14 protein-coding genes and 1 pseudogene are annotated in these 15,452 nt (G+C 50.1%); 7 read left to right on the forward strand and 8 right to left on the reverse strand.

Annotation, left to right across the window (positions count from 1 at the left end; all coding sequences use genetic code 11):
• The first annotated feature begins 142 nt into the window (after nt 1-142).
• On the forward strand, nt 143-1,075 hold the full coding sequence (locus C2M36_RS14985; RefSeq protein WP_105255601.1) for a LysR family transcriptional regulator: 933 nt from the start codon (nt 143-145) through the stop codon (nt 1,073-1,075).
• A 104-nt stretch (nt 1,076-1,179) separates the two neighbouring features.
• Nucleotides 1,180-1,569 carry a hypothetical protein gene (locus tag C2M36_RS14990; RefSeq protein WP_105255602.1) on the forward strand — a complete coding sequence of 130 codons (390 nt, stop codon included), beginning with the start codon at nt 1,180-1,182 and terminating at the stop codon, nt 1,567-1,569.
• A 22-nt stretch (nt 1,570-1,591) separates the two neighbouring features.
• On the opposite strand, the gene C2M36_RS14995 is transcribed toward C2M36_RS14990, so the two are convergent.
• A complete protein-coding gene (locus C2M36_RS14995) occupies nt 1,592-2,782 on the reverse strand; it encodes an isocitrate/isopropylmalate family dehydrogenase (RefSeq protein WP_105255603.1) in 1,191 nt (396 codons plus the stop codon).
• Between the two features lie 207 nt (nt 2,783-2,989).
• On the opposite strand from C2M36_RS14995, the gene C2M36_RS15000 reads away from it, so the two are divergent.
• The gene (locus tag C2M36_RS15000; RefSeq protein ID WP_105255604.1) at nt 2,990-3,847 is read left to right on the forward strand and encodes a TIGR02285 family protein; all 858 of its coding nucleotides are present in this window, start codon (nt 2,990-2,992) and stop codon (nt 3,845-3,847) included.
• 17 nt (nt 3,848-3,864) lie between these two features.
• On the opposite strand, the gene C2M36_RS15005 is transcribed toward C2M36_RS15000, so the two are convergent.
• The 5 genes and pseudogenes from C2M36_RS15005 to C2M36_RS15025 form a co-directional block, all read right to left on the reverse strand.
• The gene (locus C2M36_RS15005; RefSeq protein WP_442792667.1) at nt 3,865-4,443 is read right to left on the reverse strand and encodes a YceI family protein; all 579 of its coding nucleotides are present in this window, start codon (nt 4,441-4,443) and stop codon (nt 3,865-3,867) included.
• 1 nt (nt 4,444) lies between these two features.
• A pseudogene (locus C2M36_RS15010) lies at nt 4,445-4,998 on the reverse strand (cytochrome b).
• Between the two features lie 503 nt (nt 4,999-5,501).
• Nucleotides 5,502-6,017 carry a GNAT family N-acetyltransferase gene (locus C2M36_RS15015; RefSeq protein WP_158678967.1) on the reverse strand — a complete coding sequence of 172 codons (516 nt, stop codon included), beginning with the start codon at nt 6,015-6,017 and terminating at the stop codon, nt 5,502-5,504.
• Between the two features lie 70 nt (nt 6,018-6,087).
• Entirely contained in the window at nt 6,088-8,256 is a 2,169-nt protein-coding gene (locus C2M36_RS15020; protein WP_105255606.1) for a prolyl oligopeptidase family serine peptidase, read from the reverse strand.
• Between the two features lie 431 nt (nt 8,257-8,687).
• Entirely contained in the window at nt 8,688-9,245 is a 558-nt protein-coding gene (locus C2M36_RS15025; protein WP_105255607.1) for a GbsR/MarR family transcriptional regulator, read from the reverse strand.
• A 196-nt stretch (nt 9,246-9,441) separates the two neighbouring features.
• Here C2M36_RS15025 and C2M36_RS15030 point away from each other — a divergent pair, with 196 nt between their 5' ends.
• Entirely contained in the window at nt 9,442-9,849 is a 408-nt protein-coding gene (locus C2M36_RS15030; protein ID WP_105189531.1) for a hypothetical protein, read from the forward strand.
• Nucleotides 9,850-9,936: 87 nt separating this feature from the next.
• Nucleotides 9,937-10,848 (forward strand): M14 family metallopeptidase, encoded by a 912-nt coding sequence (locus C2M36_RS15035; RefSeq protein WP_105255608.1) that lies wholly within the window; start codon nt 9,937-9,939, stop codon nt 10,846-10,848.
• A 101-nt stretch (nt 10,849-10,949) separates the two neighbouring features.
• On the opposite strand, the gene ccoG is transcribed toward C2M36_RS15035, so the two are convergent.
• A complete protein-coding gene (gene ccoG / locus C2M36_RS15040; RefSeq protein ID WP_105255609.1) occupies nt 10,950-12,329 on the reverse strand; it encodes a cytochrome c oxidase accessory protein CcoG in 1,380 nt (459 codons plus the stop codon).
• Nucleotides 12,330-12,672: 343 nt separating this feature from the next.
• Here ccoG and C2M36_RS15045 point away from each other — a divergent pair, with 343 nt between their 5' ends.
• Together C2M36_RS15045 and C2M36_RS15050 are read left to right on the forward strand one after the other, a co-directional pair.
• Nucleotides 12,673-13,173 carry a hypothetical protein gene (locus C2M36_RS15045; protein WP_105255610.1) on the forward strand — a complete coding sequence of 167 codons (501 nt, stop codon included), beginning with the start codon at nt 12,673-12,675 and terminating at the stop codon, nt 13,171-13,173.
• Between the two features lie 124 nt (nt 13,174-13,297).
• Nucleotides 13,298-13,921 carry a class I SAM-dependent methyltransferase gene (locus C2M36_RS15050; protein WP_234399186.1) on the forward strand — a complete coding sequence of 208 codons (624 nt, stop codon included), beginning with the start codon at nt 13,298-13,300 and terminating at the stop codon, nt 13,919-13,921.
• 65 nt (nt 13,922-13,986) lie between these two features.
• Here C2M36_RS15050 and C2M36_RS15055 read toward each other — a convergent pair whose 3' ends face one another.
• Nucleotides 13,987-15,417, reverse strand: a complete 1,431-nt coding sequence (locus tag C2M36_RS15055) for a sigma-54 interaction domain-containing protein (protein ID WP_105255612.1) — start codon at nt 15,415-15,417, stop codon at nt 13,987-13,989.
• Nucleotides 15,418-15,452 lie beyond the last annotated feature (35 nt).

The raw sequence follows: 15,452 nt of genomic DNA on the forward strand, positions 1-15,452 counted from the left end.
CTCCAATTTCCTTTTCTGCTATTCCAAGCAGCGGCAAATACTGATTATCAGCAATGAAAATACCTTAAGCCGTTGCTGCGGTTAGCTTTATCATGACGGCTAGGATAGAGTATTGGTTAGGTACTATTTTTGTGTATAAAGCATGAACTTACGTCAGGTCGATCTTAATCTATTGGTGTATTTGCATATCCTTATCGAGGAGCGCAGTGTCTCTGGCGCTGCCAACCGCCTGGCGCTGACACAAAGTGCCATGAGCAATGCCCTGAAGCGGTTGCGCGACCTATTTGGCGACCCGTTACTGGTTCGTAGCGGCAGTGTCATGATGTGCACCGAAAAAGCGCTGGCCCTGCAGCCACAGTTGGAACACTTTCTTACCTTGGCGCAGGCGATCACCACGCAAGAACAAGATTTTGACCCCAGTCGCAGCGAACATACCTTTCGTATCATGGCCAATGAGTTTTTGGTGGCTTCCCTGTTAGTGCCCTTTATCAGCGAGGTGCTCAGCGCCTACCAGGGTATCAACATAGATCTGATAAACCCCAGTGATGTCACCTTAAGCGAGCTTGAACATGGACAGGTCGATATCGCCATCGACCGTTTTACCCGCATGCCCGCCTCGTTTCATCAGGCCACGCTGTGGCGAGACAATTACTGCTGCCTGACCTCCAAGGAGCACCCTTTACAACAACACCTGGATCTCGAAACCTATTTGGCTAACCCGCATGTATGGCTGAACCGCAGCGGCTTTGGCCCCGAGCCAATGATCAAAAATCGCGAACCACAAAAGCTGGGGTGGGTCGATCAGGCGCTTGTTCAACTTGGCGAGCGTCGTAATATTCGTGTCTATGCCCGCCATCACAGCCTGATCCCCGCATTGTGCGCCGACTCACAGCTCATCGCCACTTTACCAAGGCGCCTGGCAGAGCATATTATCGCTCAAAGCAACGCACCCTTAGCCCTGTGTGCCGTTCCCTTTCCCATTGTCCCAATTGGCGTCTCCATGCTATGGAGTCCACTGGTGCACCATAGCCCAGCCCATATCTGGTTACGGCAACAATTACAAAGTTACACCTAGATAATTTACAGCATCAATACCTGATATCGATATCATCCATTTAATAAATAGAGTAATTCCTTCTAAGGTAGAGTTATAGCAACAACAAGCCGATGGAGGCACCCATGCTACGACGCCAATACAAACATTACGACTGCATTCACATTAACACCGAGTTAGATCTTTTCATTCGCGCCCAGCTGCAAGCCTGCGCTTCGCCTATGAATCTTGAGGAATTTTATCAAGCACTCGCACAGCTCAATGACGAGTTTGGTGGCCGCTGCCGTGCTTGTGGCGACAACAGCCTGACCTTGGATGCACTGCGCGAACATTACCCTAATGCCGCCGGCGTTAACACTACTCAGGCCGATATTCTCGATGAAAACAATTGCCCTATCCCAGTGAGCATGTTGCTGATCATGCTTGACGAGCTGGGCCTGGCACCGCGCCTTGGCAGCCAGGAGCCTGCGCGGGTGCGCGCTCGTCAATTACTGCAAGGAGCGATTGCCGCTTAACAAAATATCACCCAGGCTTTGTTTAGCATGGCAAGGCCTTTATCAGGGCGGCAATCACCTGCTTGGTCGGCACGCCCTGCTCTAAGCTATGTCGCGTATCCAGTTGAAACAACTGCTCATGGCTGGCAATCACCTGTGTTAAGGCACTGAACAGGCTCGAGGCCGCCCTGTCCAACTGCAAATGCTGCAGCATCAGTACGGCCGCCCACACACTGGCACAGGGATTGGCCAAACCGCTGCCGGCAATGCGCCGAAATGGTCCATGGCTGGGTTCAAACAGTGCCAACTCGTGGTTACAGTTCACACTGGGCACTATACCAACTCCGCCCACCAGGGATGCCGCCAAGTCGGCCAGCAGATCCCCTGCCAGGTTGTTACATACCATTACATCAAAGGTGGCGGCTTGTTGTGGCAGTCTCTCCATCACCTGATCCAACATCATTTGTTCAACCTGGATCTGGGCGCCATCGTATAGGTGCAGGAGATAATGCTGTTTACACTCGCTCACCGTTAGCTGATATTCTTTACGCAGGTAATCAAGGGCCCAGCGCTGGAATTGTCCTTCGGTGAGCTGCCAGGCATTGCTTTTGTGTACCAGGGTAATTTTGGCGCGCCGCTGTTTGATGGCGTAATCGACGGCCTCTTTGATCAGCCGTTCGGTGGCCGCCTGTGAGCAATTTTTGATGGCCAAGGCACAATTATCAACAAACCTTAATCTATGATATCCCAGCTCCTGCTCCAGCACCTCAATGAGGCGCTCGGCATCTGGACTGTTGGCAGCCAGCTCAATGCTGGCAAAGCTGTCTTCGCTACACTCACGAAACACAACCAAATCAATGTCTTCGGAGTTTTTTAGCGCCGAAGGCAAACCGGGTAAAGCCTTTATCACCCGCATGTTACAAAATAAATCCAGCTCTTCGCGCAGGGCAATATTCAATGAGCGAAAGCCGCCGCCAATGGCACTGCTCATCGGCCCTTTTAACGCCACCTTGAGTTCACGCAGTGCCGATATGGTGGCCTGTGGGAACCATTCTCCATCGCCCTCTCGCGCCGCCTGCTCGCCAAGCAATAAGCAGTGCCAGTGAATTTGTCGCTCACCGCCATAGCAACGCTCGAGCACGAGGTCCACTAACTCTCGCACCATGGGCATCACATCGGGGCCGATGCCATCGCCGTCAATATAGGCTACCGCCACGCTCTGTGCTTGTGCCATAGGGGGCTCCGAAAGATTGTTTTTTTAGTTATACCAAGGTCTTAGTTACTTTGCTAATTTCAAGCTAGCGTGTTGATTATTCATGGTATTAATAGCCACAATGGGCTAGTGTTGACCAAGATATTTACATTTTTATATATATTTCATGTGCCTGGGGTCATAGCGATGCTAGACTCAAAGAGTTGATTTGCATTAGCGGTAACTTGTATGTGGTATCTCCGACAACGTCTCCAACAAAGCCTGTGTCTGTGCTTCACCCTGATTGTTTCTAGCGCCAGCCATGGGCAAAGCAGCAAAACCATCACCTGGCTGACCCTGGATTTCGAGCCCTACTATATTTTCAATGGTGCCAATGCCGGTCAAGGCCGCGATGAACAAGTGATCAATTTGCTACAGCAGCAACTGCCTGAATATCACTTTAATTTTATGGCTATCCCTAGTAGTCATTTACTCACCGAGCTGCGCCATACACAAAGCACTTACTGCTTATTATCTCTATATAAAACCAGTCAACGGCTGATGGATCTGCACTTTAGTGAGCACTATTCCACCATAGGCTTGTCACCGGCCTTGGTTATGCACAAAGAGGTGGCGCAACAATTAGGCTTAACTGCGGGAGCCCCCCAATCTCTAACCAAATTACTCGGTGAACATCGCCTGCGTTTAGGCCTGCCCATGGGGCGCTCCTATGGCAATGAATTGGATGAGGTGATAGCCCAGGTGCCTAAGTCCCAGTTAACAACCCGGCCCGGGCGCGATGTACTTGCCAGCCTGACCTATATGTTGGCCAAAAAGCGGCTCGATATTTTGCTCAGTTACCCCAGTGAATTTCAGTACCTTAGCGAAAAAATGGGTTTAGATGAGCAGCTCAGTATTTTCCCTATCACTGAAGCGCCGCCCTTAAGCTATGGCTATATTGCCTGTAGTAACAATGAATTGGGTCAACAGCAGGTCAAGATTTTAGCACCGGCACTGCAACAGGTGGTAAGCAGTCGGGCGTACAAGGAGGTGATGTTGCAATGGTTGCCCACCGCGCTGAAGCCACGCCTACAACAAGCGCTGTAGGCGTGTGAGAAAGGAGGTTATTGACGTACGCCTTCAATGGAGAGTTCAATTTCCACATGGGTTGATGCCGGACCCAGGTCTTGCTCGATACCATAATCGGCCAAGGCAAAGCGTGTATGGCCGTTAAAGCCGGCACGATAGCCGCCCCACGGATCTTTACCTTCACCCACCCTGTTTACATCGAAACTGATGGTTTTTGTGACACCGTTTAGGGTGAATTCACCGGTTACCTTGGCATTATCGGCGTCCGTAAACGAGATATTAGTGCTTTTAAAGGTGGCCTTAGGATGTGCCTTCACATTCAGGAAATCTGCACTGCGCAAATGCTTATCACGCTCGGCATGGTTTGAGTCGATGCTGGCGGTGTCGATCACCACCTTGATTTGAGACTCATTGGGCTTTTGCGCATCATAGCTGAAGTCGCCGGAAAAGGTGTTAAAGCGCCCATGTAACCAGCTATAGCCAAGGTGTTGAATTTTAAAATTCACAAAGGCATGAGCTCCCTGGGTATCGATAACATAATCCGCCGCACTGGCGGCACCGCTGGCAGCCACCAAGGCCGCAGCCATAGTTAATTTAGTCAGAGCTTTGTTCACATCAATCTCCTTTTTTCGCTTTCAACATACGCACCAGCGTATGGTCACGATTAATAAAATGGTGTTTAAGGGCCGCCAGGGCATGTAAGCCAGCAAGAATAACCAGACTCCAGGCCGCGTATTCGTGCACCATGCCGGCAATATCTTCTTGGTTGTCGACAAACTCCCCTAGCGAGGGGACGCTAAACAAGGAAAATACCTCGATACCACGACCGTCGGCGGTTGAGTCAGGTACCCGGAAACCATAACCACAATCAACACCAGGTACAGCGTGATATGAACCCAGTGCGCCACGCGATTTTGCCATGTTAAACTGCTGTCCACCGGCTGAGGTCGTGCCTGAGTTAAGCGCCACACTAGCCGCAGCACAAAAAGCAGCGCCAATGTCAGGCCGATGCTTTTATGCAGGTCAACCGATCCCTTGTACCAGCTGTCGTAATAGCTTAATTCGACCATATACAGACCCAGGCCAAAAAGCCCAAAGACGGCAAGAGCCACCAGCCAGTGCAGGGCAATGTGCATCCAGCCATAGCCATGCTCGGTATTATTCAACATACTTCTTACTCCTTAGGGTCTGTTGACCTTTGTTGTTCGTTTCTGCAGCAGTTTGTAGTGTATTTATACAAGGCGGCACATGTGTGGTGTAGTTATTCTCGGCTTTGACTCCTGCGTCGCTCTACCGCCTACATCCATGTAGGCGTACATGAACATGTAACAACACAGTAGAAATGTGCTACAAGCTCTGCCCTACGGGTTCATCTAAACGCATCCTGCTCTGTGTTACTCGCTATGTACATAGGCGAGCAAGACCGAAGCAATGCTTCGCAGCTTAGCGAGGTGAGCGCATGGATGCGCGATGTAACCAAGCTTCATGGATGAATTTAACCACATAAATCAGTGATTATATTCATCAGAATGCGTTTAGATTGAACATAAAGTAAACCGCAAAGATAAACAGACCCTATTTACTCTAGCTTATCCCAGCGTTACGCCCGTGAACATGGCGCCATGGCGCTAGGCTCTGTGCGTATATGCACAATAAAAAACGTTTACTGCTATTACAAACTCAGTTGAAATAACCAGTCCTCCACCTCAACGCCACCAATACAATAACCATTGCGGGCGCTGGCGAGCTGAGTAAAGCCGCATTTAAGCAACAGTGCTCGCGACGCCAGATTGCCTGCAGTAACCGTAGCCCGATATTGTGCAATTGCAAAACGCCGCTCGCCATGGGTCAGCAAGGCTTGTAATGACTCCTGGCCATAACCCCGGCCTTGATACTCGGGCAGAAGTAAAAATCCCAGTTCGGCACCCTGTCTCTCTTGAGGTAAAAAGCCAGTCACACCGATTTCCTGGCCGTCGTCATTGATTATGGCCCAGGTATGCCAGCTATCGGCTGTTGCCTGCGACGCCAAGCGCGCTTCAAAGCGCTCTTTAATCTGTGCGTATGAGGGTACGTCGGCCACATAGCGCATCACTTCTTGATTTTGATGAAGCGCTGCAAACAGCGGCCAATGCGCTTGACGCAAGGGTTGGTGTTCGAGTCTGGGTGATTTAAAGGAGGCTAATGGCATTGTCATATCCCTAAAACGAAAAAGCCGAGCACCATGGCTCGGCTTTCAAACTAGCATAACTTACTGGGTATTAAAGCTTTTTAATACCCATGTTATACAATGTAAAGCCATAGATATCTGCATACTGCTCGATAATCTTACTGGTTGGCGTACCCGCCCCGTGACCGGCATTGGTCTCGATGCGGATCATCACTGGGTTGTCGCCCTCATGCTTCGATTGCAGCTCGGCGGCAAACTTGTATGAATGCGCTGGAACCACGCGGTCATCATGATCGCCCGTGGTGATCAGAGTCGCAGGGTAGCTGGTGCCCGCTTTTACATTGTGTACCGGTGAATAGCCCTTAAGGTAATCAAACATTTCCTTGCTGTCTTGCGCCGTACCGTAATCGTAGGCCCAACCCGCACCGGCGGTGAAAGTGTGATAGCGCAGCATATCCAGTACCCCTACCGCAGGTAAGGCAACCTTAAACAGATCCGGGCGTTGCGTCATCACAGCACCTACCAATAGACCGCCGTTAGAGCCGCCACGTACCGCCAGGTAATCGCTTGAGGTGTAGTTGTTGGCGATCAGGTATTCGGCCGCAGCAATAAAGTCGTCAAATACGTTTTGCTTTTGCATTTGCGTACCGGCTTTATGCCACTGTTTTCCGTACTCACCACCGCCACGCAGGTTAGCCACAGCATATACGCCGCCTTGCTCCAACCAAGCCGCCGTAGTGGCCGAGAAGCGAGGAGTCAGGCTCACGTTAAAGCCGCCGTAACCATATAGAATGGTTGGGTTTTTACCATTAAGCTCAGTGCCCTTTTTAAAGGTTAGGATCATAGGTACCTTAGTACCGTCTTTTGAGCTATAGAAAACCTGCTTAGACTCGTACAGCGCCGGGTCAAACTGGGCACCTGACTCGTTATAAACAACCGAGTCACCACTGTTTACATCAAAGCTGAAGATGGTGCTTGGAGTTTTATAGTTGGTGAAGCTGTAATACAGGGTGGTTTGATCTTTTTTACCGCTAAAGCCCGACGCCGTGCCCACGCCTGGCAAGGCGATTTCACGTACCAGCTTGCCGGTCTTATCGAACTGCTTCACCTGAGAAATGGCATCAACCATGTAACGTGCAAAGAAGAAATCTCCGCCTTTAGAGATGTTCAGCACATTCTCGGTTTCTGGAATAAGATCCTGCCAGTTTTCAGGCGTCGGATCTTTGCTGTCAACGGTCACCACGCGCTTGTTCGGTGCGTCCTTGTTGGTGACGATAAACAGGGTATCGCCCTTGTTATCCAGTACCGAGCTGTCATAAGTCAGGTCATCGATAATGGTAACCAACTCGCTGTCTTCTTTGCTTAAGTCTTTAATAAACAGCTTGTTACCCGATGTAGATACGGCCGCTGAGATTACCAGGAAGCGCGCATCCGAGGTCACCTCGGCGCCAACATAGCGGTGTTTTTGCTCATCGCTGCCACCAAAAATAAGGGCATCGTCTTTTTGTGCCGTACCCAACTTGTGGTAATACAGCTTATGTTGGTCGGTTTTCGCCGACAATTCACTGCCTTTGGGCTTGTCATAGCTTGAGTAATAGAAGCCATCGTTACCAAACCAAGAAATGGCGCTGAACTTCACATCGACCAAGGTCTCGCCAATTTGTTCTTTGGTTTTAGTATCAAGAACAATCACTTTACGCCAGTCACTGCCACCTTCTGAGATTTGGTAGGCTGCGAGAGAGCCATCTTCGCTGAAGCTGATGCCAGCCAGTGAGGTGGTGCCATCGGCGCTAAAGGTGTTCGGGTCTAGGAAAACTTCCACCTCACCTTCGCCCTTTTGGCGATACAATACGTATTGGTTTTGTAGGCCATCGTTTTTATAGAAATAGGTGTATTCACCCTCGGTGAACGGCGCGCTCACCTTTTCATAGTCCATAAGGGTCTTAAGACGTTGTTTAAGCTCGTCGCGGAAAGGGATCTGCTCAAGGTAACCGAAAGTGACCTTATTTTGCGCCTCAACCCATTGTGCCGTCTCGCTGCTCATATCGTCTTCAAGCCAACGGTATGGGTCTGCCACTTGCTGCTCAAAATAGCTGTCAACGACATCGCCTTTACGGGTGGTTGGGTAGCTGATGGCCGCCTGGGCAACCTGAGTTTGCTCTACTTTTTGTTCTTTTTGTGCGCTTGCTTCTGCCGCCGGTTTGTCGTTGCAGCCAGTTAGGGCCACACACACGGCCACAGCCAGTGTTCTTTTAAGCATAAAAGTTCCATTCTTGTTGTTATAAACCGGTTTACGTTAGCGGCTAGACGGCCATTTGTCTAGTGTTGTGCGAGCAGGTACAAGGCGTAGGGAAAATTAAGAAGGGCCAAAAAAGAAGAAAACCAACTCGACGAGCGAGATTGGTTATCTTTGGCTGGAAACCTATAATACCAATTCACTTAAATAGCTAATCATTCTAGCGGGCTAAATATCGTGTTCACTGCGTTCGTATTTTTCTGTGTAGAATAACTACACAAGAAAAATACCGCCTTGTTATCACATCATTTATCCAGCGCTATCTCTGATCACATACTTAACAGAATTGGTATAACTAATTATTAACCTAATTGCGCAAAAACACCTCAATTGTTTCGTTATATAGATATACGCGTTTAGTATTATTGCGCTTTTCAGGCTAATAGATGGGTAACTCAGGTCTCTGTGCGGTCTTTAGGGCTGAGCTTATCGCGAAAATCGAGGATTTTTGAAACGCCAGCACCGAGCTTCATCAAGGTCGATAGTTTTTCCGGGCTTAAACGCTGCAGCTCGGAGGCCCATTCGGTGATCATTTCCAGTAAGTCATGAATTTCTAATAACCGTTGCTGGGCATAACGCTCCTGCTGATCCCTGGGCTCATCGAGCAGGTTATCGCGCAGCAGGCTCAAGGTTGGGTCAATTTCGCGCTTGCGGCGCTGTTCAAACACACGATTGGCCATCTGCCAAATGCTGCCTGCGGGCTGGTAATATTCTTTGCGATCGCCCGGCTTATGCCGAGTGGCGATCAATTGCCAGGAATTCAGTTCTTTAATACCCATGCTGACATTACCACGAGAAATATGCAGGGTTTGCGATAATTCGTTAGCACTGAGAGGCTCTTCGCTAATAAGTAACAACGCATACATCTGCCCTATGGTGCGGTTAAAGCCCCAACGACTGCCCATTTCGCCACAGTGCATTACAAAGGCCTGCATTTTGTCTGTTAGTTCCATCACCCACCCCAAATGTTCATTATGTTCTGAAAGTACCTCATTTTAACAACGCGATTCAAGCATCGACTACACTTAAATCTATCGAACCTAGCTCACATCAAATAAAGCGCAAAAAAGCATCCTAAATACACCTAGATGCAGTTACAATAAGCGCCTTGTGATTAGATTCTGGCCTTCACAAACTACAGGGGGATGTATGTTTCATTATTCCGGCGCCAATGGTTCGTATCAACTAACCCGACAAGGGGATGTTATCGTCGGCCAATTCAGTGGTGCCATCAATGAGCGCATGATAGCCACCTTCGCTACTCAGTTAGAAACCCTGGTTAAAGAGCATCAACTTCAACGTTGGGCCTACATTAGCAATTCCATGGATGTGCTCGCTGCCACGCCGGAGGCGCAACTGCGCATGGTTTCCGTGGCCGAGAAGATGTTTGCCCACGGCTGTCAGGCCGCCGCCTTTGTTATCGACTCCGCCATCGCCATTAATCAGTTAGAGCAAATTCGCCGCTCATTAGGGCGTGCCGACACCGCCTCCGACATTGTCTTCGATAATTTTGACGATGCCCTGGCCTATGTAAATGAACACCTGGCGACCCCCTAAGGCGTTGGCCAGTTAAGGCAATGTGGTTGACAAACCACACCAAGACTCTAAGCTGCGGCTAAACACAAAAGAACACTAGGAAGGCTTATGAGCAACACCATTTATCCCATTGGCACGCCGGGCGAGCCGTGGGGAGAAGAGCACAAACAACAATGGTTGGCAGCACAAAACGTTCAACGCAGCTATCAGGATGAGGTCGTCACTAAGGTCCAGGCTTTAGCCAACCAGTATGACATCATCGAATACGGCCAGCTTGACTACCAAAGTCGCTACCCGCTTTATGCCCTTAAGCACAAAAACTGGCAGCCCGGGCGCCCCATTGCCCTGGTGACCGGTGGCGTACATGGTTATGAAACCAGCGGCGTACACGGCGCTCTAGCATTTGCCGCCGAGCTGGCGCCGGCACACAGCGACGCCTTCAATATTCTTGTCGTTCCCTGCGTGAGCCCTTGGGGTTATGAAACCATTAACCGCTGGAATCCGGATGCGGTTGATCCTAACCGCTCGTTTTATGAGGGCTCGCCGGCCCCCGAGTCCCAACTGCTGCTGGACTTTATTGCCCCCTTTAGCAGCGATGTGTTGGTGCATATCGACCTGCATGAAACCACGGATACGGATAACTCCGAATTCCGCCCGGCCCTGGCGGCCAGAGAAGGCACGACCAATAACAATTGGAATATTCCCGATGGTTTTTATCTGGTGGCCGACACCGAGCGCCCGCAGCCAGACTTCCAAAAAGCCATCAATGCCAAGGTAGCGAGCGTTACTCATATTGCCGAAGCCGATGTCAATAATCAGTTGATTGGCGTGCCCATTTCCGGGCATGGGGTGATTGAATACGCCGGTCGTAAGCTTGGCCTCTGCATGGGTCTGACTTTAGCTCCTTATGTCACCACCACTGAGGTGTATCCGGATAGCCCGCGCAGCACCCCTGAAAATTGTATCGCCGCCCAGGTAGCGGCCGTGGTCGCTGCCCTGGATTTTGTCCGCGCTTTATAAACAGCGCTTGAGGTTACAACCCTAGGTAGACACAAATAATAAGACCCAGCGCTAAACTGGGTCTTTTTTTATTGCTCGGCTATATCTGGTAATTGGCCAAACTACTTATAAAAACGGGTTTCCTTACTGATACTTTGCTGCTCTCCCTCACTTTGCGTTATCACAAAGCTAAAGGGCGTGACCTTACGCTCGAGTAACTCACCGTCGACGCTAACCGTGACCGGTACCTCTTTTTGCTCACCCGGTTGCAATAACAAGTGGCCATGCACCTGCAATTGAGCCTGGGCTAAGCCGTCTATGCTCAGGGTGTAGCGCTGTGGCTGCTGGGATTTATTGATGATGGAAATGCGATATGGGTTTTCCACCTGGCCCTGATAATCGACCCGCGACAGCTCTCCCCTATCCCGGGTGATATAGGCCTCCAGCGCCGTACGGCCATTGAGCCAAACGGCCATCACCACAAACACCAAGGCCGTCATCAGTGCATACCCCATCAGCTTTAGACGCCAAATTGATGTCCGGCCACCGTTTTGCTGGCGTTCGCTGCGATAGGCAATTAAGCCCTTTGGATAATTAAACTTGTCCATGGTTTGGTCACAGGCATCGATACACAGGCCGCAGTTAATGCACTCGTATTGCAAGCCATTACGAATATCGATACCGGCGGGGCATACCTCGACACACAGATTGCAGTCAACGCAATCACCCAACCCCAGTTGATTAGGGTCGGCCTTGCGCTTTCTTGGTCCCCTGGCTTCGCCCCGGGCTTGATCATAGCTCACCACCAAGGTGTCTTTATCGAACATCACGGATTGGAAGCGCGAATAGGGGCACATATAGATACACATTTTTTCCCGCAGCCAGCCGGCGTTACCATAGGTGCACAGGGTGAACAGGAAGACCCAAAATAAGGTGATACCACCCCAGCTCAAACCCAGCAGGTCGCTATACAGTTCGTGCGCGGGAATAAAGTAACTCATAAAGGTGGTGGCGGTGAAAAAGGCCATGGCTATCCACACCAGATGCTTGGCGCCCTTACGAGCCAGTTTATCGGCGCTCCAGGGCTGAGCGTCGCGTTTTATACGTTGGTTGCGGGTACCCTCAAGGCGGTGCTCAACCCAGGTATACATCAACATCCACACGGTTTGTGGACACAGATAGCCACACCAGACACGGCCGAGCCAGTTGGTGATAAAAAAGAGCGCAAAGGCCCCGGCCATAAAGAGCCAGGCAACCAGCATAAAGTCTTGCGGGAAAAAGGTGACGGAAAAGATCCTGAACTGTTGTTGGGCAACATCGAATAACACCACTTGCTGGCCCTCATAACTCACCCAGGGCAGCCCGATAAAGGCGAGCATCAAACACCAGCTAAGCACTCGGCGAATACGCTGAAAGCGCCCCTTTTGCTCACGCACATAAATCGGCCCGGATTGCTTATAGGGCTTAATGATCAGGTCTTCTTCTTTAATATCAAATTTCATCTTACTTGCTTTTACTAACTAGGGAACACAGCCCCTATCGCAAGCCCCGTGCCAGGTAGGAAATTAAAATAATCTATTGTTTTTATTAACTATTTTAAAAATCAAAAGCAGGTTGAGTGACGATATAACGCCGAAGGTATCGAAATATCGTTATTTCCATTGACGGAATACTTAGAAAAGGATTGAATTTGTGAGGAAACCTCTTCGCATTGTGCCGAGTTATCATTTCGTTTACTGTATGATTTACTATTACTTTTTATAGTCTTATTAGTGCGCCTATACATGGTTTACCTCCTACCTCGCAAGGTCTCACTAATTAGCTGTTATGTAGCAAGGAGGCGCAGTGAGCCATCAAAACATCCTTAATTTAGTTTTCAAAATTGCAGCGATTTTTATTTTTGTGGACATAGTAAATACTTTACCTAATCAATTAGGCGATTATGGAAATGCAGTAGACAGTGGAATGCAAGCGTCAATTGTGAAAATGATATGGATACCTCTTGCAACGAAGTCTCTTGTAATGCTGCTACTGTGGTTTTTTCCTAATTTGTTCATAAAAAGTGTGGTTTCTGAACAAGAATATACTGATGAGTTGAAGCAGTTTTATAAGAATTTAGATGTTGCTGTTTTAACTGGGATCGGGGTTTACCTAGTTGCATTCTCAATTGGTGACTTAGCTTACTTCATCGTTTTAAAAATGGAGATGCAATCTTTGTACAGCCAATCGTTACCACCTCAAGAACAGGCCTCATTTGTGGCCCGTATGGTGCAAGTTATCGTTGGATTAGTACTTGTAATTGGCAACCGTGGAATAACAATATTGCTGAAGAAGGCAAGGGCTTAATAGCTACATAACAAACGCATTAAGTGCGGACACAAAAAGCTTGGCTTGTGCTCGTGCCTCGCTAAGTTTAGCCAAGCATTTTGTCCCGCTAATGCGGGCGTTACTTATAATTTTGGAGCAGTTAGTGCAAGATCTGGACAGAAAGGCCCATTGGCAAAACGTCTATAAGCAAAAAGCAGCAACAGAAGTCAGTTGGTTTCAGGCAAAGCCCACCATCTCGCTGGAACTGATAGCCAAGTGTCATCTCGAGCCCTCTGCGCCAATTATTGACGTAGGCGGTGGCGCCTCAGTGCTGGTCGATCAACTGATTGAGCAGGGCTACACAAATCTTAGCGTCCTGGATATTGCCGGCGCGGCATTGGCTAAATCGGCCAAACGGCTGGGAGAAAAAGCCGGTGCAGTGAATTGGGTCGAGTCTGACATTACCGCTTTCTCACCAGATACCCCGGTTACCCTGTGGCACGACCGAGCGGTGTTCCACTTTTTGACGGACGCAGCAGACCGTCAGCGTTATGTTGATGCCTTGAAAAACGCGCTCTGCCCAGGCGGGCACCTAATTATTGCTGCTTTTGCAGTCGGTGGCCCTGAAAAGTGCAGTGGCTTGCCGATAGTGCAATATGACGCTCCAAAGCTGAAGGCCGAGCTCGGAGAGTGCTTCAAGCTGCTCGAGGAACGAAGCGAGGAGCACATCACCCCGGCCCAAAGGGTGCAGAAATTTGCCTATTTCCGCTTTGAGCGCATCGCTTAAAATGCGACAAAACGAGTGCTCACTAAGCCCCTTTATGCATTCATTCAGAATTCGCCCCACTCACACTATCCGCGGCAGATCCCAAGCTTCTTCATTCTTGAACGCAGGGTGCTTGGTGCCAAGGCCAAAACTTCGGCGGCGCCGCCACGGCCATTAATACGGCCCTGACATTGGCTTAACACCTCTTCGATATATTGCTTTTCGTGTTCGGCCAAGGTTGGCATGGCATCGTGAGCAGGCTCCCCTGCTGCACCGTCCAGCATCAGGCTGGGTATTTGCAAAATCGGCCCCGGGCTTAAAATGGCCGCGCGCTCCAGGGTATTTTGCAGCTCACGGATATTGCCCGGCCAGGAATAGCGCTTAAGCATGGCCAAACTTATCTTGCTGATCCCGGTGAAACTACGGGTTAACTTCTGCGATAGCTTAGTCAGTAGCTGAGCCACCAGCAGCTCCATATCCTCGATGCGCTCGCGCAGCGGCGGCACGGTAAGTGGAAATACGTTTAAGCGATAATAGAGATCCATACGAAACGTGCCCTGCTGCACCATTTGCCACAGATCCCGGTTGGTGGCGGCAATCAGGCGAATATCCACCTTGATGGTCTCCTGCCCTCCTAAGCGTTCGAACTCCTGCTCCTGCAACACCCGCAACAGCTTGCCCTGAGCCGCCATGGGCAGCTCGGCAATTTCATCGAGAAACAAGGTGCCGCCGTCGGCCAGCTCAAAGCGCCCTTTGCGCCTTTGGGCGGCACCGGTAAAGGCGCCCTTTTCATGGCCGAAGAGCTCGGACTCCAGCAGGCTTTCGGCAAATACGGCGCAGTTGACCTTAACTAAAGGAGCATCACGGCGCTCACTTTGAGCATGAAGGTGGCGCGCCACCAGCTCTTTGCCGGTGCCGTTTTCACCGAGGATCAAAACGCTGGCGTCGGTTTGTGCCACCAGCTCAATCTGCTGCATCATGGTGCGAAATGGCGCCGACTGACCAACCAAGTCACCGTGCTGCCAATCCGCGTTGAGCTCTTCCAACAGATAACGATTTTCCGCCTGCAATTGCTCGCTAAGCTGACTCACCCTTTGCAGCGCCTCACGCAAAGCGTGCTCGGTACTGCGTTGGGTCGATACGTCACGAAATATCGCCACTGCGCCAATCAGCTGGGAGTCCTTATAAATAGGCGTGGAGGTGTATTCAACGGGGAACTGGCTGCCGTCCTTGCGCCAAAACACCTCATTGCTTACCTGACGGGTTTGACCGTCGAACATGGTGCGATAAATGGGACACTCATCGGCCGGATACCCGCTGCCGTCTGCGTGACTGTGGTGATGAAACTGATGGATCTTTTTGCCCAGTAGCTCGTCTGCCTGCCAGCCGGTCATGCGCTCTGCGGCGGGGTTAATAAATACCGCATTACCACTGAGATCGAAACCGTAAATGCCCTCGCCGGCGGCATCAAGCAATAGACGGGGATCGTGAAGAAAATGTTTTAATGAAGAGTCCATGGAAATGTGCGAGCAAGTGACGATATGTCGTCATT

The sequence above is a fragment of the Pseudoalteromonas sp. T1lg75 genome (genome assembly GCF_002964705.1).
Lineage (GTDB): Bacteria > Pseudomonadota > Gammaproteobacteria > Enterobacterales > Alteromonadaceae > Pseudoalteromonas.

What these genes read in the sequence shown, in the direction of transcription:
- C2M36_RS14985 (WP_105255601.1), top strand. Translation starts at nt 143, where the DNA reads ATGAACTTACGTCAGGTCGATCTTAATCTATTGGTGTATTTGCATATC.
- C2M36_RS15025 (WP_105255607.1), bottom strand. Translation starts at nt 9,245, where the DNA reads ATGGAACTAACAGACAAAATGCAGGCCTTTGTAATGCACTGTGGCGAA.
- C2M36_RS15030 (WP_105189531.1), top strand. Translation starts at nt 9,442, where the DNA reads ATGTTTCATTATTCCGGCGCCAATGGTTCGTATCAACTAACCCGACAA.
- C2M36_RS14995 (WP_105255603.1), bottom strand. Translation starts at nt 2,782, where the DNA reads ATGGCACAAGCACAGAGCGTGGCGGTAGCCTATATTGACGGCGATGGC.
- C2M36_RS15020 (WP_105255606.1), bottom strand. Translation starts at nt 8,256, where the DNA reads ATGCTTAAAAGAACACTGGCTGTGGCCGTGTGTGTGGCCCTAACTGGC.
- C2M36_RS14990 (WP_105255602.1), top strand. Translation starts at nt 1,180, where the DNA reads ATGCTACGACGCCAATACAAACATTACGACTGCATTCACATTAACACC.
- C2M36_RS15035 (WP_105255608.1), top strand. Translation starts at nt 9,937, where the DNA reads ATGAGCAACACCATTTATCCCATTGGCACGCCGGGCGAGCCGTGGGGA.
- ccoG (WP_105255609.1), bottom strand. Translation starts at nt 12,329, where the DNA reads ATGAAATTTGATATTAAAGAAGAAGACCTGATCATTAAGCCCTATAAG.
- C2M36_RS15000 (WP_105255604.1), top strand. Translation starts at nt 2,990, where the DNA reads ATGTGGTATCTCCGACAACGTCTCCAACAAAGCCTGTGTCTGTGCTTC.
- C2M36_RS15015 (WP_158678967.1), bottom strand. Translation starts at nt 6,017, where the DNA reads ATGCCATTAGCCTCCTTTAAATCACCCAGACTCGAACACCAACCCTTG.
- C2M36_RS15055 (WP_105255612.1), bottom strand. Translation starts at nt 15,417, where the DNA reads ATGGACTCTTCATTAAAACATTTTCTTCACGATCCCCGTCTATTGCTT.